This window comes from Clostridium sp., assembly GCF_051654825.1.
GTDB lineage: Bacteria > Bacillota > Clostridia > Clostridiales > Clostridiaceae > Clostridium.
This window is the reverse complement of sequence record NZ_JBOFYU010000114.1, coordinates 1-19,818: the sequence shown is the minus strand read 5'-3', so window position 1 is coordinate 19,818 and position 19,818 is coordinate 1. Positions and strand designations below refer to the sequence as shown.

Genomic DNA, 19,818 nt, shown 5'->3' with positions numbered 1-19,818 from the left:
AACTATTTTTTATATTTCTTATCATTAATTTATAAAAATTTTTCTTCATGCTCTATTAATTTTAATTGTATATCAGTATTGTTACCTGCATAACCAATTAATTTACCGCTTTTACTTATTACTCTATGGCATGGAACTATTATTGGAATAGGGTTAGACCTATTAGCTTGACCTATAGCTCTAACAGACTTAGGATTCCCTATTTTTTTAGCTATTTCGCCATAATTTGTAGTTTCTCCATAGTTTATTTTTAATAATTCCTCCCAAACCTTTAGTCTAAATGGAGTTCCTTCTAAAGAAATATTAATATCAAAGCTTTTTCTCTTACCTTCAAAATACTCAAGAATTTGAGTTTTAACTTTACGACAAACTTCTATATTCTTCTTAATATTAGAGTTTAAATTTAAAAATTTAACCCATTGTGATTCTATAATTTCTATTCTTTTTAAAGAATCTCCCTTCATTACAATATATATCCTTCCTATAGGAGTATCTACTTCATCATAAAATAGATCATTATTCTCCTTATTCAACCTATAACAACTCCTCTAATTTAATTTCACTATTTCTATATCTAGATTTTTTTTGAGTTTTCTTTCCTATATTAATAGAATTCTTTGGACAGTTATTTATACATGCCATACAATCTACACACTGCCCATTCCACATTGGCGTTTTATCTACTAGCTTTATGTTATTTGTAGGACAAATTCTTTCACATATACTACATCCTATGCAGCTATCATCTACATTAAAGCCTTTATCCTTACTTTTATATAAGTTCATCCACATCTTATGAATTAATTTATGTGATATCTCTCCTCTTATGTTTTTAGAATTGTTTTCTTTATCCTTTATTTTAGGTATTATTTTTTCTATTTCAGCTTCCGCCTTATAAAAGGCCTCTTTTGCTCTATCTTTAGTAGCATCTCTTCCTGCTCTAATATAATTAGATACATATTTAACTTCATATATAGTAGTTAATTTAACATTATTATTAGCTAATAGGTTATTTATATCCTCAAATGAAGCTTTACTCCTTCCCCCTCCTGTTACTTGAATTGCAAAAACATAGCAATCTTCCTTTAATCTAATTTTTTTAATAAATTCTCTAACTACTATTGGTAGCCCAAAAGAATGTAACGGAAATACAAAACCTATTTCTTTTTCATTTGTAAAATCAAATTTATTTTCTTTTAATGCTTTATTAATAGATACTATTTCTGTATCTTCTATTTTTTCTTTTATCTTTTTACTTACATAAAGAGAATTACCTGTTGATGAAAAATAAAAAATTTTCATTTTTATAAGCGCTCCTTGATTAATTTATTTATTTCAATATAACAAAAAAATAGAAAAAATCTATATCATTTTTTCTATTTTTTAACTTATATATAATATTATTCTTTAATTTCATCTTTATTTCCTAAATATAGTTTGTCTATTTTGCAAATACTATTAGTAATTCTCTACCAATAAAACGCTTACAAAATGTATTTTAACCCAAAAAACTCTGTTTATGCAAAATAACTCTATTTTGTTAATAAATAATACAAGCATATTTATCAATTATAGTGTATACTAAGAAAGTTGAACAAATTGCAGAAATCTATTAAAATAAATAAATCTATTTGATTTAAATATAAATAAATATATGAAAGAGAAAGAGGACATTGAATGAACGATTTAAAATTTAGTGACTTAGGGTTAAAAGATACCCTTTTAAAATCTATAAACGAGTTAGGATTTGAAAAACCATCTCAAATACAAGCTCAAGCAATTCCAGTTGCCATAGAAGGACACGACCTTATAGGTCAAGCTCAAACTGGTACTGGTAAAACTGCTGCTTTTGGTTGCGGAATAATAAACCACATAACTAGCAAGGACGGACTTAGTGCTATTATTCTTGCACCAACTAGAGAGTTAGCAATTCAAGTTAATGATGAGCTTGCAAGATTATCAAAATACGATAACTTAACTATATTACCTATATACGGTGGAGAGCCAATCAATCATCAAATAAGAGCTCTTAAGAGAAATGTTAATATAGTTGTTGGAACTCCTGGTAGAGTTTTAGACCATATCAAGAGAAAAACATTATCATTAGACGGAGTTAAATTCTTAGTATTAGATGAAGCTGACGAAATGTTAAACATGGGATTCATTGATGATTTAGAAGATATAATAAAGCAACTTCCTGAAGAAAGACAAACTTTATTATTCTCAGCTACTATGCCAGCTCCAATTAAAAAATTAGCTAAGCGTTACATGAACAAAGATGCTAAGCATATTGCTATTGAAAAGTCAGCTATGACTGTTTCAAAAATTAAGCAACACTTCTTCGAAGTTGCTCCAAAGACAAGATTTGAAGCACTTTGCAGAATATTAGATTTTGATAACCCAACATCAGCTATTATCTTCTGTAGAACTAAGAAGGGTGTAGATGAGCTAGTTGAAGGTATGCAAGGTAGAGGATACGTTGTTGAAGGTATGCACGGAGATATGTCTCAAGCTCACAGATTAAGAACTTTAAAGAAATTTAAAGAAGGATCATTAAACTTCTTAATAGCTACTGATGTTGCGGCTAGAGGTATAGACGTTGAAAGCATAACTCACGTAATAAACTACGATTTACCACAAGATGTAGAATCATATGTACATAGAATAGGTAGAACTGGTAGAGCTAATAGAGAAGGTACTGCTTATTCATTAATATCTCCAAAAGAATACTCAATGTTAAAGCAAATTAAGTCTGTAACAAAGGGAGATATAACAAAGAAATCAATTCCAACTGTTGATGAAATATTCTCAAATAAATCAACAACTATATTAAGTGATGTTTCAGCAATTCTTAATGATGGAGATTTTGAAAGATTCTTACCAGTTGCAGTTGAGTTAAATAAACAATTTGATTCAGTAGAAGTAATTGCTGCTTTAATAAAGAGCAAGTTTAACGACGATTTATTATCTACATATACATCAAATTCATTAGAAGCTCCAAAGAGCGAAGATGTACGTTTATTCTTCTCAATAGGTAGAAGAGACGGAATCAACCCTAAATCTTTAGTAAACTTTATTAAAGATACTGCTAGAGTTAAGGCTTCAGCAATTGGGGATATTGATATCTTAGAAAACTTTGCATTTGTTAATGTTACTCCAGATGTAAAAGATAAGATAATGGATAAATGTATAGGTCTTAAATTAAATAAGAGAAAAGTTAATATAGAAGTTGCTAATAAAAAGAGAAGATAATCTTTAAATAGCAAAAAAATAGGCTGTATCAAAAGATACAGCCTATTTTTTATTTTAACTTTTTCTTTATTCCGTCATATAGATATTCTAAATGAGATACATCTACATCTTTATCCTTTAGCAAATCTATTCTTTCCTTTGCCTTTTCAATTGAATACTTTGCTTCTTTAAAGTCTTTTTGTGAAATGCAATTGCTAGTATATTGTAATAAATAATCTATCTTTAAAACTACTTCTGCTAAATCAGCATTACCACCATTAACCAGTTGGACTAATAATGAATATATCTTTGGAGAAGTTGTTCTTTTAACACTTCCCAATAAATCATTATTTTTACTTGTCTTTTTTGGCATATTATCACCTCTATTACTTATTTTAATAATTATTAATTCTATTATTCATTAATATCTTTTAATTATTGTATTATTTTATTTACATAATATCAAACTAGAAATTAATATAAATAATGTTTTTTATATTTTAATAGCTATTTCATTGGCGTTTTCACTATTTCACTCTCCCTTTGTACATATTGTAATAACAATCTATACAAAGTAAAAAACTCTTCCTAATTAGCCTTAATAAACTAATTTATCTTATAAATAATATATAAACAACATATAAAATATATATAATCACCATACAATATCACATAGGTTATAAAATTCATTAATTATAATTTATCTTGTCTGTAAAGAGAAGTATAACCACCATATGAAATAATACTCTGGCAATATAAAATTTTTTATTAATCATACACTTATAATTTTATCTAATAATTAATAAAAATATCTCTCCTTTCATACCTTATTTGTATCTCCCCAGCTTTTAATTATCTCTTGATCTTAATTAAGTTATTATTTAAATTTAATATAAAAATTAAAATATCCTTATTAAAAATAAAAAAAATAGATGCTAAAAACTATTATTCTCTCTCTTCTAGATATAATAATTTAAAGCATCTATGCTTATTTTATTTTAAATTTGTATAACTTGTAATAACAATCAATACAAAACATTATTTATTAAACTCTCTTTTCTCCCATAATATAAATCTCTACACTAATTTCTTTAATTTTGTAAGGTAATTTACTTATAATAACCTTACTTTAACCATACTATAGAATACTTGTTTAGAAATTAAATTACACATTTTAATTTTTATTACTTTAGTAGTATAACCACCATACATAAATACACCTTTAGAATATATTTTTACTATTTTATTACATAAAAAGCCACATCTTTTCAGATGTGGCTCATATAGTTATTTTGGATTAACTTGTTTTTTCTAATAATAATTTTTCTATAACTTCTTTTTCATTAGCCTTTAATATTTCTTCTTTAAAATCATCGTCCATTAAGCTAACTGCTAATATTTGAAGAATTTTTAAGTGTTCATTTCCTTCTCCTTCTGGAACAGCAATTAGGAAAATTAAGTTTACAGGTTCATCATCAAGACTTTCCCACTCAATACCTCTTCTGCTTTTTCCAACTACAACTGTAGGCTTTTTTACCCACTTTGATTTAGCATGTGGTATAGCTACTCCATCACCTATACCTGTTGTAGACATTCCTTCTCTAGTCTTAACATCTTCAACGTATTTATCTACATTTACTAATCTTTCATTTATCATATTAGCTAAATGCTTTATAGTCTCAAATTTTTCAGATGTTTTTAAATCTAAATCCATATATTTTACGTCAAATAATTTACTCATATTTCTACTCCCAAAAATTTATTTATATTATGAAGCTTGTCCTTTTTTATATTTTAATCCTTTTAGTGTATTTACCATTAATGCAGTTACTACTGAACCTACTAATATAGCTACCATAAACATTGCTACTCCATCAATTCCACCCATTAATGCTACTATCGGACCTCCATGAGGAACTCTATCTGCAACTCCTGCAAACATTGCTATATTAGCACCAACTACTGAACCAACAACTAATGATGGTATTACTCTTAGTGGATCTACTGATGCAAATGGAATTGCTCCTTCTGTTATTCCGCAAAGCCCCATTGCAAAAGCTGCTTTACCTGCATCTAATTCTTCTTTATTATAGTATTTCTTTTGAATAAATGTTGCTATTCCCATTCCTATTGGAGGAATTGCTATAGCCGCTGCTATTGGTCCCATTATTTCTGGCTTACCAGCTGTTATCATTGATACACCAAATAAGAATGCTGTTTTGTTTACTGGACCACCCATATCAAATGCTATCATAGCACCTAAAATCGTTGCTAATACTACTGAGCTTGCTCCTGAAAGACTAGCTAAGAATCCTGTTAATCCTTCAAATACTGATGTTATTGGACCACCTAATACTAATATAAACGCTAAACCTGTACCTAATGTTGCTACTATAGGAATTATTATAATAGGCATTATTGGCTTAATTATACTTGGAACTTTTATAGCTTTTAATCCTTTAACAATGTATCCTGCTAAGAAACCAGTTACTATTCCACCTAAAAAACCTGCGTTAGCTTCTGAACCATAGAAATACCCATTAGCTGCTATATATCCACCTATTAAACCAGGTACTAAAGCTGGTCTATCAGCAATTGAATATGAAATGAATCCTGATAATACAGGTACCATAAATGCAAATCCTGCTGCCCCTATTTGCTCTATATGCTTCCAGAATGAATCATCTGGTATTACAAGCCCTGCTTCTGTAGGCTGACCTCCAAGGGCTAATGCTAATGCTATAAGTATTCCTGCCACGACTACTACAGGAATCATATATGAAACTCCACCCATTAAGTGCTTATAGAAGGCTGGTTGTTTAAGCTTTAATTCTTTCTTTCCATCTTCTACACTTACCATGTTATTGTTTCTTTTCTTCTTTTCAACTTTTCCATCTAAGAACATTTGAATTAACATATCTGGCTCTTTAATTGCTTTTGCTATTGGACATTCAATCATTGCCATTCCTTCAAATCTTTCAAGACTTACTGCCTTGTCTGCTGCAATTATTATCCCATCCGCTTCTTTAATGTCTTGCTCTGTTATTACGTTTTCCGCTCCTGTTGATCCCTGTGTTTCTACCTTTATTTCTACTCCCATCTTTTTAGCCATCTTATTAAGCTTTTCAGCTGCTATATAAGTATGTGCTATACCTACTGGACATGATGTAATAGCTAATAATTTCATATAGTTCCCCTCCACATTTTCATATTTATCTTTATGTTTATTATTCTTTTTAAGCGATTTCACTCACTTCTTGACTTTATTATATTAATTATGTAAACATATTCACAGTTATTCTTTTTCCGTTTAAAGAGGAAATGTATCAGCTGTTTTTAATTAAAACTTACTTATTATTTTTTGTATTTCACTAAATGATTCTGACTTTATAATTTCTATTACTTTATTAATATCAATAATATTTTTATATAGCTTTTCTAAATAACCCTTTAAGTCTTCCTTATCATAATTAGACATACCTATTAATATGACAAGTTGAACCTTTTCCTTATCCCAAGTTATAGATTTCTTTAATACTGATATAGATATAAATGATTCCTTTATATCTTCATTCATATCATGTGGAATAGCTACTAAATCACCTATTTCAGTACTAGCTAATGCCTCTCTTTTAAAGATGTTTTCTTTAAACCTTTCATTTGCATAACCCTTTTTTATAATTTCATCAGTAATGTAATTTAAAATATCTTCCTTTGTTGATACTGAGATATTTTTAAAAAATAACTCTTCTTTAAATCTACTTATAAAGCTATTGTTTTTTGCATTATTAGTATTTAATCGTTCTTCAATTAACATAGTTTCTTCATTGTCTAATAAGCTTTTAACATAAACTATTTTTTCTGAAATAATGTCTAGTTTAACAGTTGAAATTACTATATCTACTTTTTCTAAAATATCATTATTAAACTCATATTTAGGTATGGTGTCTATTATGTTAATATTTTTATTAAACTTTCCTTCTAACTTTACTTTTAGTAATAATGATGCTCCTATTCCATTAGCACAAACTATTATTGCATTTTTAACTTTGTCATTATTGTTACCAATTTTTCGTTCTAATGCTGCTGCGAAATGTAATGCTATAAACCCTATATCATCTTCTGCTAAGTCAAATCCTTCACATTCATTTATTATGTTATTCGCTAATACAGCTAATTCTAAAGAAAATGGATAATTATTTTTTATAGTACTTAATAATGAGTTTTCTATTACTACACCATATTTAGCTCTATTAATTGCAGCCTTTAAATGATGAGATAAAAAATCAATTAAAGTCTTATCTTTTGAAAAATCTACACTAACTCTTTCATTTATACTTCTTATTATCTTATTTACTAATTCATCTCCATAATCACATTCAATTAATAAAGAGCTACTTGAAGCTAATATCTTTGTTAAATATAGTTCCTCTTCTAAATGTAAGCTAATGTCATAAACAGAATTAATTGCTTTGCATATTCTACTTGCTATATAGTATTTGGGATCCTTCATAAGTGATTCTTTAATATCCAATGGATAAAACACAGTCTTATACTGACTACTTCTCTTTATAGCTATTGCTATATACTTTAATACATTAATAAATGCCTTGTCTGATGCTTTAAAGTTAAAATAATTAATCGATTCCTTTAGTATTAACTTTACTTTATCAATGTTTATATCCTTTATTATTTCACTTAATAATAAATCTTCCTTATCCTCTAATTCATCTCTTTCTAAATTTAAATACTTATTTAAACAAGCTCTTATATTTTCTTCTCTTCCTGAAATTCCAATGCCCTTATTTGCAATCTTCTCTATTCCTAAGCTATAATCATCAAGCTTTTCCTTTGCCAACTTTATATCATTTTTTAAGGAAGATATGCTTATAAATAAATAATCAGCTAAGTCTATTTGTGTTATAGATTCTCCCCCTTGTACTTCATTTAGTAATAGTTTTATTATTACATCTTCAGATCTATCTGATTCTACTTCTTCCTTTCCATAATTGATAAAGCTCATAAATTTATCTTTATCACTAATCTCTAATCTATATCCTTTAGATTTTTCTGAAATTATGGTTCCACCATTTCCTTCTATCATCTTTGTTATTTCTTTTATATCACTTCTAATAGTTCTTGAAGAAACACCTAATATACTGCATAGATTTTCTCCAGAAACAACCTTATCATTTTCTAATAGTACCTCTAAAATTTTCTTAAACCTTTGATTAGACATCATCATGTATCACCCATCTACATTAAAATTTATTTAATTAGGATAACTTTTTATTAGCTCTAAACTTCCTTTTATATAGTATTCCCCCATAGTAGCTGGTATTAAATAACTATCCCCTTTAATAATCTTATATTTTTCATTATTAACTACTATATCTCCACTACCTTCAATGCAAGTAAGTATGTAAAGCTTGTCTTTATTACTTTCATCCCTTAATTCACTACTAATTTCATACTTTATCATTCCAAAATACTCATTATTACATAAATCTATTTTTCTATAACCATTAAATTCTTCCCTAGGATTTTCTGAAAGATTTATAGCCTTTAAATCAAATTTAATTACATCTAATGATTTTTTAACATGAAGCTCTCTAGGTCTTCCATAATCATATACTCTATAAGTTACATCCGAGTTTTGTTGTATTTCTGCAATTATTAATCCTTCACAGATAGCATGTACCAATCCACTATTTATTAAAAAGCAATCACCTTTCTTTACTTCAATAATATTAAGGCAGTCTTCAAAGTCTCCCTCTTGGATTTTCCTTTTAAAAGTTTCTTTATCACAATTTTTTGTTCCTACTATTAGCTTTGCATTAGGATTTGCATCCATCACATACCATGCTTCTGTTTTTCCGAATTCGTTTTCATTCACCTTAGCATACTCATCTCCAGGATGAACTTGAACTGATAATTTTTCTTTTGAATTAATTAATTTAACTAAAAGAGGGAATTTATTATCTAGGATCTTGTCCCCTAATAAGTCACTACCATATTTACTTATAATTTCGTCAAATCTTAATCCCTTAAGCTCCCCATTTTCTACAATTCCAACTCCATTTGGATGACATGCAATGTCCCAACTTTCACCTATATTACCTCCTGGAAGATTATCTCTAAAGTTTCCAAAATCTCTTCCTCCCCAAACCTTTTCAAAATACACATTGTTAAATTTTATAGGATACATATTACACCTCATTCTACTTGAACTTTATTTCATAATACGCTCCCAATAATAGTATTCACAGTTATTGTTTTTCCTATATTACAGGAAATTCTTTGTCTAAATTTAGCTACTTTCATTAACTTAAGTTATTTATGTGTAAAAAAAAGACTTATAATTACTATAAGTCTTTTTTAATCTCTAAATTTAATATTAGCTTTATATAACTATCCATTAAACTTATACCCAACACCCCATACTGTAACAATATATTTAGGATTTTTAGGATCACTTTCTATCTTTTTTCTAAGCTTTCTAATGTGAGCCATTATATTGCTATCATCTGAGGCATATTCACTTTTCCATACTCCTTCATATATTTCCTCTTTTGAAAATATAACTCCCTTATTACTTGCAAGCATATATAAAATATAAAACTCCTTTGGAGTCAACCTAACTTCATTGCCATTTATATATACCTTTCTCTCAGAGTAATTTATTTTTAATTCATTTAAATCTATATTTTCCTCATTGTTATATATATTGTTATCCGCTTCTTTATAATTAACTATTAATGATTTATATTCATTAGACTGAAAGGCTTCTAAAGATTTTTTTAATTCAATTAACTCAACACTAAGATTTTCTACATTATTTATCTTATCAATTATCCAACTACAGCTATCGTAATTTAATGATAATATTAATGCCTTATCACACATATCTTTTATCCCCCATCTAAAGAAGTTCTTTAAACTTTTTTATATATACTTTTTTTATCAACGTAATTAAGAATATATATGAACTCACAATTAAAATAAGATATAAAAAATATATTCCTGGTAGGCTTACCATTCCTAAAATTACTCCAAATTTAGTATATGGTATAACTGTTCCAACTATAATTGCTAAAGTAGTTAAAATTAAAACTTGCTTTGAAGCTATACTTTTAATAAATGGTATCTTTTCTGTTCTAATCATATGAATTACAGTAGTTTGAGTTATTAGAGATTCAATAAACCATCCTGCATTAAAAGCTGCCATAAACAATACCTTATTTATTCCTGGATCATTATAGTTACCCCCTACAACAATAGGACATATAATGAAATACATTATTATAAATGTTAATATATCAAATATTGAGCTTGTTGGTCCAATCCAAATCATAAACCTACCTATTGAAGAAGCACTCCATTTCTTTGGCTTCATTAAATATTCATTATCAACATTATCCCATGGTATTGAAACACATGATAAATCATATATAAGATTTAATATTATCAATTGTATTGATATCATAGGTAAGAATGGCAAAAAAGCACTTGCTACTAAAACTGAAAACATATTTCCAAAATTAGAACTAGCGGTCATCTTTATATATTTAATCATATTAGCAAATGTTTTTCTTCCTTCAATTACTCCATTTTCTAATACACCCAAATCCTTTTCAAGTAAAATAATATCTGCTGATTCCTTTGCTATATCTACAGCTGTATCTACTGAAATTCCAACATCAGCCTCTTTCATAGCAGCCGCATCGTTTATTCCATCTCCCATAAATCCAACTACATTTCCATTTCCTCGTAATATTCTTACAATTCTTGTTTTTTGTGCTGGTGATAACTTTGCAAACACACTAGTTTTCTCTGAGACTATAGCTAACTCTTTATCTGATATTTTTTCAATATCACTACCTAACAAAATATCCCTTGTTTCAATTCCTATTTGTTTACAGATACTTTTAGTTACTCTATCATTATCCCCAGTTAAAACCTTAACTTTAACACCATGATTTTTTAATGATTCAATTGCAATACTTGTGCTTTCCTTTGGTGGATCTAAAAACGCCAAATATCCCATTAATACCATGTCACACTCGTCTTTAACTGAAAACTCTTTCTCTCTAATTGGATTTGTTCTTTGAGCAACAGCGATTACTCTCATTCCATCATCATTTAATTTATTAACTGTAATTAATATCTCATCTATTAATTCTTTATCTAACTCAGTTACTACACCTTTATACTCAACATATTTACATATATTAATCATTTCCTCTACTGCACCTTTTGTAATTAATTGAGCTTTTCCTGTAGTATCCTTTAAAATAACACTCATTCTTCTTCTGTTAAAATCAAATGGAATTTCATCTACTTTATCATAACCTTTATATATTTCCTTAAAACCCTTATTTTCTGAACACTCTATCACTGCAATATCCATTAAATTTTTAAGCCCAGTTTGAAAATAACTATTCATAAAAGCATGACGTAATACTCTTTCATCCTCATTTCCATGAACATCTAAATGATATTGTAAAACAACTTTATCTTGTGTTAATGTACCTGTTTTATCAGTGCATAATATATTCATTGCTCCAAAGTTTTGAATTGAATTAAGATTTTTTATAACTGTCTTCTTTTTAGACATAGAGACTGCACCTTTTGCAAGACTTGTAGTTACTATCATTGGTAACATTTCTGGAGTTAGACCTACTGCTATTGAAATAGAAAATAACAATGCTTGTACCCAATCCCCCTTAGTAATACCATTAATAAAGAATACAACTGGAACCATAATAGACATAAATGTTATTAGTAACCAAGAAACTGAGTTAACTCCTTTTTCAAAACTTGATATACTTTTTTCTTCAACTATTGATTGTGACATAGCTCCAAAAATAGTCTCATCACCTGTAGATACTACTATACCTTTTGCAGAACCACTTATTACGTTACTTCCCATAAAAGCAATATTATTGCATTCTAATGCTGAATTATATTCTTCTATCTCTTTTAGCTCTACAAATTTTTCTATTGGATTACTTTCTCCAGTTAAACTTGATTCACTTATAAATAAGTCCTTTGCCTTAATTATTCTTAAATCAGCTGGAACCATATCTCCTGCTGATAAATTTACAATATCCCCACAAACAACCTCTGATAATGGTATTTCTAAATTACAAATCCCATTTCTATTTACTGATGTTGTAGTTTCTACAAGAGCATTTAGCTTTTCTGCTGCATTATTTGACTTTAATTCTTGTATAAATTTTAATACTCCACTTATGCTAACCATAGTAATAATAATTATTACACTAGTAGGATTTTTCTCTAAAGAATCTGCCATAATTACGTCTGTAAAAAATGAAATTACTGCAAGGAAAAGTAATACAATTGTGAATGGATTAATAAATGCTTTAACTAACTTTTTAAAAGTACTCTCCTTTTCTCTAGTTGTTATAGTATTTGCACCATAAGATTCTCTCATTTCTATAATCTTTTCATAATCCAATCCTTGATATGATACGCCCATCTTTTTAACTAAAGAATCTACATCTAATTTTGCAATCCTTAATAATTTTGAATTAATTACCTCTTCTCTTCTTAAATCATTACTTCTCTTTAAAGATTTTTTTCTTTCAAATAATATTTTTTTCATCGTTCTTCCTCCTTAAATTTAATTCGGGAGTAAGATACGAAACCTACAAAATTAACTTTCAATTATTAAATTTTAATTTTAGCTAAAGGCCTAATAATGGGCAGACTACTAAAGTCATCTTCATCACTATTAAACTCTTTAACTTTACTGTATGATTCCGTACCTATACTACAACCGTCTGCGTCCATTTTTACACCTCCAAAATTTAATTTAATATTTCATTAATTTATAAATAAATAATAAAAAACCCCTGTTATTGCTTAAACAATAACAAGGGTAATAAAGATCAAATATAAATTTAATCATTGCATTTATCGTTCAAGCTTTAGCATCGTAAGGCGGTGAAATTGCGTTAGGTTATGCCTTGGTATCGACATCCCCTGCTGACCCTCTCATAGTGTCTCCACTATTTTGCGGTAGCAATCCATATCCTTACGGTAGCCTCACCTACCGTATTTATTATTTACTTTTCTTTCCACAATATCATTATATCACTGTGCTATAAATAATCTACTACTTTTACCTTGCTTTTTTATTAATTTTATCTTGCTTTTAACCTAATGCACTTCTTTACATATAGCTAAATAACATACCTAACTTTAATATTCTCTTATTATTTTAAATCTACTTTATTAGTTAAGACATCATATCCTGTATGCGCTAAAGCTAATACTCCTATAACTAATCTTTCATTTGCAAATGGCTTAATAGTTGCATCTGCAAGCTCTGTACTATGAGCTCTAACATAACATTCTGATATTCCTATCATTGGATGTATCGTAGGAACTATATGACTCACATTTCCAATATCACTTGATCCAAATGTATCTCTTTCCCCTATTTCCAATATTCCAAGCTTTCTTAGGTTCTCATTAAATGCCTCTGATAGATTTTCATTAGTTTTTAAATTATCATATTGAAGTTCATACTTTTCCATAATAAGCGTTGCACCAGTCATAAGTGCTGCACCTTCTGCAATCCTTTTAACCTTTTCAACTAATTCATTTAAAGTTTCCTTTTCTGCTGCTCTAAAATAAAATTGTGCTGTAGCTTCATCAGGTACTATATTAGCTGCTACCCCACCATTAGTTATTATTCCATGCATTCTTACATCTGGAGTAACATGTTGTCTTAATGCATCTATTCCATTAAACAATTGAATAACACTATTTAAAGCATTTATTCCATCTTGAGGACATGATGCAGCATGAGCTGTTTTCCCCTTATAAGTAAACTGTAATGGATATAAAGCTACAGATTTTCCACTTTTACAGGTAGTACTATGTGGATGAGCTATCATAGCTACATCTAGCTCATCAAATACTCCCGCTTCTGCAAATATTACTTTAGCTCCATTAGTTTCTTCTGCTGGCGTTCCATAAACTACAATTTTTCCACCAACTTCATTTAAAATCTTACTTAAAATAACTCCTGCCCCAGCAGACATTGTTCCTATGATATTATGGCCGCAACCATGACCTATTTTAGGTAATGCATCATATTCACATAAATATCCTATTACTGGACCTTCTTTATTGCTATCGTAGGTTGCTCTAAAAGCTGTATTCATTCCTAAAAATTCTCTCTCTATTTTAAAATTATGTTTTTCTAAAAAAGATGTTAACTTTTCAGTAGCCTTAAATTCCTCATTTCCTAGCTCAGGATTATCATATATAAATCTACTAATTTCACATAATTCATCTTTAATTTCTCTTCCTAATTTATTTAGTCTATTCTTCATAGTTAATCCACACTCCATGTCTTTTTATTTAGCTCCATCCCATAAATGTTGCTATTGTAATAAATATTATAGATAATACAAATAATATTCCCTGTATTGGCAACATCCATTTAAGCCATTTTCCATAAGGAACTCCTGCTAACCCTAAGCAAGCTATTAATACACTTGATGTTGGGAACAATGCATTTGAGAATCCATCTCCTAATTGAAATATTAAAACTGTTAACTGTCTTGAAACTCCTACTAAATCTCCTAATGGAGCTAATATAGGAATTGTTAAGGCAGCCTGTCCTGAACCAGAACTTACAAAGAAGTTTATAAACATTTGTATTGGATACATTATGTATGCTGCAAATAATGATGGTAATCCACCTATAAATGTTGCTAAATTATATAAAATAGTGTCTATTATATTTGAGCTTTCTGCTATTATAACTATTCCTCTAGCAAATCCTAACATAACAGCTGCACCTATCATTCCCTTTGCACCTTCAATAAATGCTTCTGCCATCTCATCAGCCTTTAATTTTCCAACTAATCCACTTAAAAGCCCTGTTGCTAAAAATACTGCTGCTATTTCTGGAATCCAAAATCCTTGTGTTAAAACTCCCCATACTATTACACCTATACATACCGCTAAAAGTAATAATACTATTTTATGGGATAAATTAAATTCTTCATTTTCTGAGCTAAAGTTCTTTAATGTATTTCTCTTAGCCTCATCACTTTCATATACTGGGCTTAATTTAGGGTTTTTCTTTATTTTAATAGCATATATCATTATAAATATAATTCCTACCGTAGTAGTTATAAGCCATATCATCGTACGATACTTAACTCCTGAGAATAATGGTAAGTCTGCTATTGATTGTGCAATACCTACTGTAAACGGATTAATCATTGCTGCTGAAAACCCAAGTGTACAAGCAAAATATGTAACTGCTAAAGTAACTATGCTATCGTATCCTAGCGCTAACATTAATGGAGATAATATTGCAACAAATGGAACTGCCTCTTCTGCCATTCCAAATACAGCTCCTCCAAGTGAAAATACAAGCACTAATATTGGTATTATTAAAATTTCTTTTCCCTTAAATCTATTTACTATTCTAACTATACCAAAATCAATTGCTTTGGTTCTTGCAATTAAGCTAAAAGCTCCTCCTACAATAAGTAAAAATGCTATTATTTCTGCTCCAGCAATTATTCCTTCAACTGGAGCTTGTAATATATCAAATACTCCTTGCGGCTGACTTTCTATGTATTTAAATGATCCATCTAGAACTATACTCTTACCGTTATCATTTAATACCTTTTCATAGGCTCCTCCTGGTATAAAATATGTTGATATAGCTACTATTAACATTATTGTAGTTATTATTACCAATGTATGTGGTACTTTTAGCTTATCAAAAAAACTGTTTTTTTCTTTTGGTGTTGATGCTTTTAAACTCACTTTCATTCCTCCTAAATAGTTAAAAATAAAAAAAATCTTGAGTAATATCACTCAAGATTTTATCTTTCACATAAAGTTACCTATAACTTTTAATTTTAAAATAAATCCATTGCGATAGCTCCCCATAAAAATTTATGACAGTGTTATGCATATTCTACACAACCCCAACATACAGCCTTTTAGCCTCTACTGTATATTTCGGCAATATCTCCTTTCAATTTATCTCATTGTGCTACCTCAATAAATTTACTCTTATCTATTGCAACCTCTATCTATTATTTTTAATTTTATGAAACCCATTATATCAATAATATGGTATAGCTTCATTTTTTTACGTATATTCTATGATTTTATACGCGATTTAATAAAATCCCTTATTTTTGAATATAATTTTATAAAAAATAAAAGCATATCCTCACTATGATATGCTTTTTAATATTTTATATATTCAATTATATTTTTATTTTTGCCTCTAGTTTATTAATAGCTTCTAAAACTCTTTTTTGTCTTGTTTCATCTTTTTTAGCACTTGTTATCCATTGACAGTATTTTTTCTTAGCTGAAAATGATAAGTTATTATAAAACTCAAGAGCTTTTTCATTTTTATCTAATTCCATTTTTAAATCTTGTGGTAATTCTACTTCTCTTACTTCTTCATCCTTTTCAACTTCTACAGCTATTATATCACCATAGCTTTTCTCAATCTTATTTCTTATCTCTTTAGTAATACCTATTATGTGACATCCATGTCCCATATTTACGATAGATCCTCTATATTCAATATCATCAAACTTAGCTTTTACCTTAACTCTTTTAGCTCCAAACTCCTTTTCGACATCAAATGGTATTTCTATAAAAGTAGCATCTTTATCTTCTATTTTTTTTATAACAGCTTCAAACTTATAACTCATACAATTACTCCTTATACAAAATTTCTATTTCTCATAATTCATTATTATTTATCTTATACCACTTATTTTAAATTAATTTTTTGTTTTATGTCTATATATTCGTAATTATAGTTATTTTGTTCACTAATCTATTCAAATATTTTTCCCATTTTACTAACAGCTTCTCTAGTCCACTTATTCTAATTTTTTTAATATTATCAGGATATTCTAAAATCATATACACATACTAAAAATGATGAAATATTAAAGGAGTGATAAAAGTGGATAGCAAAAACTGTAAAGAATTTTCTAAAGAAAATTATTTGAAAAATGGTAATAAAACGCAAAACCAAAAGGCTAAAAATAGCTTTAATACTACTATAGAAGAGCCTGGAATTAACGAAAGTGGTTTAGACGCAAAAAAAAGAGGATTTTAAATTTAAAAATTGTAAGCTTAAAAAAGCGTTAAAAATTTATAGCAATTGTATAAATTTTTAACGCTCTATTATTATATATTATTTTGTTTTTCAACTACTGCAAAATAATTTTGTTCATCATCTGCAAAATTTAATGTTTTCCCAAATGGCATATGTATTATTTCTCCTACTGTAACCCCATTATTAGATAGCTTAGAATATAATGCTTCTATATCTTCTGTGAAAAATAATAACGATGGCGTTCCTAAATTTATTCCTGATCCCATCTTAGCAATTATTTCTTTATTATGAAGTACGATTGTTGTTTGTGCATTCTTATGGGGTGCAACTTCAATCCATCTCATACCTTCACCATTATCTTCTTCAGAAACTACAATAAAGCCTACCTTTTCTGTCCAAAACTTCATTGATTCATCTTGATTATTTACATAAACCATAACTTGACCTAACATATTTATCATAAAAACACTTCCTTACTTATTATTATATAAACTATTTTATCTGATATTATTTAATATAACCATTTTTAAAATACTTATATTGACATATACATATATAATAGTTATTATAGTTTAGTACAAAACATATTTAAGAGGTGTTTTATGATAAAAAGAGATAAGCTTAAACTAGGTCTTGATATTAGTAGAGCTCATCATATAATTTCAAGAAATGTTGATGCTGCTGTTATTAATTCTATTGATGATAACTTAACGGTTTCTCAAGCCTATGTAATAGATTTTATTTATATGGAAAGAGAATATAGAGATGTATTTCAAAAGGATTTAGAAAAGGAGTTTGATTTAAAACGTTCTTCTATTAGTCTTATGTTAAATAACATGGAAAAAAACGGTTTAATCCAAAGAGTTCCTGTTGCAGAAGATGCTCGTTTAAAGAAAATAGTTATAACAGAAAAAGCTATAATGCTTAATAAAAATATTTCTACTGCAATTGATTCTGTAGAAACTAAATTATCTAAAAATATAACAGAAGAAGAAATAAAAGTGTTTTATAAAGTACTTGATAAAATAAGAAATAATTTAGAATAACCTTAACTAAATTTAATGGTTATTTTTTATATATAGTTTTGTGCAAAACTTAATTAATAAAAGGAGTTTAATAAATATGACTAAAGCATCTAATTTTACGGAAGGAAAAATATTTTCGCCTTTATTAAAATTTACAATACCAATTTTAATCGCATTATTTTTACAAACAATGTATGGGGCAGTTGACCTACTTATAGTTGGGCAATTTGGTAATGCAGCTGATGTATCTGCTGTATCTACAGGAAGCCAAGTTATGTTTTCAATAACATCAATGATCACTGGACTTGCTATGGGAATAACTATCTTAATAGGTCAAAAACTTGGTGAAAACAAAAAAGATGAAGCAGGAAATGTTGTAGGTAGTGGTATTTCAATATTTACTGTTTTTGCAATTATTATAACTATTCTTATAGTATTATTTGCATCACCTATTGCATCATTAATGCATGCACCAGCAGAAGCTTTTGATAGCACAGTTTCATATTTAAGAATATGTGGTGCGGGTACAATCTTCGTTATTTTTTATAATATTATAGGTGGAGTTTTTAGAGGTCTTGGAGATTCAAAAACACCACTTATTACAGTAGGAATAGCTTGTATAGTAAACATAATTGGTGACTTAATATTTGTTGGTATATTTAAAATGGCTGCATCAGGTGCTGCTTATGCAACTGTTCTCGCTCAATCAACTAGTGTTATTTTATCTTTAATATTAATAAAAAGACGTGGACTACCATTTAAATTCTCTAAAAACAGCGTAAAATTCCATAAAAACTTAACTTCACAAATAATTAAATACGGTGCTCCAATAGCTCTTCAAGATGTGCTTGTTAACTTATCGTTCTTAGTAATTATGGTAATAGGTAACTCTATGGGAGTAATTGCATCAGCTGGAATAGGTGTAGCTGAAAAGCTTGTTGGATTTATAATGCTTATACCAATATCATTTTCACAATCCGTATCTGCATTTGTAGCTCAAAACTATGGTGCAAAGAAATATGATAGAGCTAAAAGAGTTCTCCTTTATTCAGTATTAGCCTCATTATGCTGTGGTATTATAATGTTTTATATTACATTCTTCCATGGAAACTTACTTTCTGGAATATTCTCTAATGATGATGCTGTTATTCTAGCAGCTTGGGATTATATGAAGGCTTATGGTATAGATTGCCTATTTACAGCCATAATGTTTAGTATGGTCGGTTACTTTAATGGTTGCGGAAATACAACCTTTGTCATGATACAAGGTGTAGTAGGTGCATTTTTAATAAGAATACCTGTATCATTTATTATGAGCAAAATAGAACCTGTCTCACTATTTAAAGTAGGGTTAGCAACTCCAGCATCTACCTTTATACAAATTATATTATGTATAGGATTCTTTATATT

The 19,818-nt window shown here is 28.4% G+C and carries 18 protein-coding genes and 2 riboswitches; of the genes, 4 read left to right on the top strand and 14 right to left on the bottom strand.

Annotation, left to right across the window (positions count from 1 at the left end):
- Positions 1-29 precede the first annotated feature (29 nt).
- Positions 30-533, bottom strand: coding sequence for a methylated-DNA--[protein]-cysteine S-methyltransferase (locus tag ACRDBA_RS06885; RefSeq protein WP_438572194.1), 504 nt, complete (start codon positions 531-533; stop codon positions 30-32).
- A 1-nt stretch (position 534) separates the two neighbouring features.
- Positions 535-1,302, bottom strand: a complete 768-nt coding sequence (locus tag ACRDBA_RS06880) for an EFR1 family ferrodoxin (RefSeq protein ID WP_438572193.1) — start codon at positions 1,300-1,302, stop codon at positions 535-537.
- Positions 1,303-1,677: 375 nt separating this feature from the next.
- Between ACRDBA_RS06880 and ACRDBA_RS06875 the strand changes: the two genes are divergently transcribed.
- Positions 1,678-3,252 carry a DEAD/DEAH box helicase gene (locus tag ACRDBA_RS06875; RefSeq protein WP_438572192.1) on the top strand — a complete coding sequence of 525 codons (1,575 nt, stop codon included), beginning with the start codon at positions 1,678-1,680 and terminating at the stop codon, positions 3,250-3,252.
- 49 nt (positions 3,253-3,301) lie between these two features.
- On the opposite strand, the gene ACRDBA_RS06870 is transcribed toward ACRDBA_RS06875, so the two are convergent.
- The 11 genes from ACRDBA_RS06870 to ACRDBA_RS06820 form a co-directional block, all read right to left on the bottom strand.
- Positions 3,302-3,604, bottom strand: a complete 303-nt coding sequence (locus tag ACRDBA_RS06870) for a hypothetical protein (RefSeq protein WP_438572191.1) — start codon at positions 3,602-3,604, stop codon at positions 3,302-3,304.
- Positions 3,605-4,528: 924 nt separating this feature from the next.
- Positions 4,529-4,972 carry a PTS sugar transporter subunit IIA gene (locus ACRDBA_RS06865; protein WP_438572190.1) on the bottom strand — a complete coding sequence of 148 codons (444 nt, stop codon included), beginning with the start codon at positions 4,970-4,972 and terminating at the stop codon, positions 4,529-4,531.
- Between the two features lie 27 nt (positions 4,973-4,999).
- A complete protein-coding gene (locus tag ACRDBA_RS06860) occupies positions 5,000-6,418 on the bottom strand; it encodes a PTS fructose transporter subunit IIC (RefSeq protein WP_438572189.1) in 1,419 nt (472 codons plus the stop codon).
- Between the two features lie 153 nt (positions 6,419-6,571).
- Positions 6,572-8,473, bottom strand: coding sequence for a BglG family transcription antiterminator (locus ACRDBA_RS06855; protein WP_438572188.1), 1,902 nt, complete (start codon positions 8,471-8,473; stop codon positions 6,572-6,574).
- Positions 8,474-8,503: 30 nt separating this feature from the next.
- On the bottom strand, positions 8,504-9,439 hold the full coding sequence (manA, locus tag ACRDBA_RS06850; RefSeq protein WP_438572187.1) for a mannose-6-phosphate isomerase, class I: 936 nt from the start codon (positions 9,437-9,439) through the stop codon (positions 8,504-8,506).
- 203 nt (positions 9,440-9,642) lie between these two features.
- A complete protein-coding gene (locus ACRDBA_RS06845; RefSeq protein WP_438572186.1) occupies positions 9,643-10,137 on the bottom strand; it encodes a winged helix-turn-helix domain-containing protein in 495 nt (164 codons plus the stop codon).
- Between the two features lie 16 nt (positions 10,138-10,153).
- On the bottom strand, positions 10,154-12,859 hold the full coding sequence (gene mgtA, locus ACRDBA_RS06840) for a magnesium-translocating P-type ATPase (RefSeq protein WP_438572185.1): 2,706 nt from the start codon (positions 12,857-12,859) through the stop codon (positions 10,154-10,156).
- Between the two features lie 65 nt (positions 12,860-12,924).
- Complete coding sequence (locus ACRDBA_RS06835; protein WP_438572184.1) at positions 12,925-13,047, bottom strand: hypothetical protein; 123 nt, start codon at positions 13,045-13,047, stop codon at positions 12,925-12,927.
- A gap of 117 nt (positions 13,048-13,164) precedes the next feature.
- A riboswitch (M-box (ykoK) riboswitch) is annotated at positions 13,165-13,321 on the bottom strand.
- 151 nt (positions 13,322-13,472) lie between these two features.
- Positions 13,473-14,600, bottom strand: a complete 1,128-nt coding sequence (locus ACRDBA_RS06830) for a M20 family metallopeptidase (RefSeq protein ID WP_438572183.1) — start codon at positions 14,598-14,600, stop codon at positions 13,473-13,475.
- Between the two features lie 28 nt (positions 14,601-14,628).
- A complete protein-coding gene (locus ACRDBA_RS06825) occupies positions 14,629-16,056 on the bottom strand; it encodes a YfcC family protein (protein ID WP_438572182.1) in 1,428 nt (475 codons plus the stop codon).
- 107 nt (positions 16,057-16,163) lie between these two features.
- Positions 16,164-16,335, bottom strand: a riboswitch (Lysine riboswitch).
- 173 nt (positions 16,336-16,508) lie between these two features.
- Positions 16,509-16,967: a DUF1905 domain-containing protein gene (locus tag ACRDBA_RS06820; protein WP_438572181.1), complete on the bottom strand. Its 459-nt coding sequence runs from the start codon at positions 16,965-16,967 to the stop codon at positions 16,509-16,511.
- Between the two features lie 260 nt (positions 16,968-17,227).
- Between ACRDBA_RS06820 and ACRDBA_RS06815 the strand changes: the two genes are divergently transcribed.
- Complete coding sequence (locus tag ACRDBA_RS06815; RefSeq protein ID WP_438572180.1) at positions 17,228-17,383, top strand: hypothetical protein; 156 nt, start codon at positions 17,228-17,230, stop codon at positions 17,381-17,383.
- 71 nt (positions 17,384-17,454) lie between these two features.
- On the opposite strand, the gene ACRDBA_RS06810 is transcribed toward ACRDBA_RS06815, so the two are convergent.
- Complete coding sequence (locus ACRDBA_RS06810; RefSeq protein ID WP_438572179.1) at positions 17,455-17,844, bottom strand: VOC family protein; 390 nt, start codon at positions 17,842-17,844, stop codon at positions 17,455-17,457.
- A gap of 141 nt (positions 17,845-17,985) precedes the next feature.
- On the opposite strand from ACRDBA_RS06810, the gene ACRDBA_RS06805 reads away from it, so the two are divergent.
- Entirely contained in the window at positions 17,986-18,429 is a 444-nt protein-coding gene (locus tag ACRDBA_RS06805) for a MarR family winged helix-turn-helix transcriptional regulator (RefSeq protein ID WP_438572178.1), read from the top strand.
- A gap of 76 nt (positions 18,430-18,505) precedes the next feature.
- A partial coding sequence (locus ACRDBA_RS06800; protein WP_438572177.1) for an MATE family efflux transporter occupies positions 18,506-19,818 on the top strand: 1,313 nt, incomplete at its 3' end.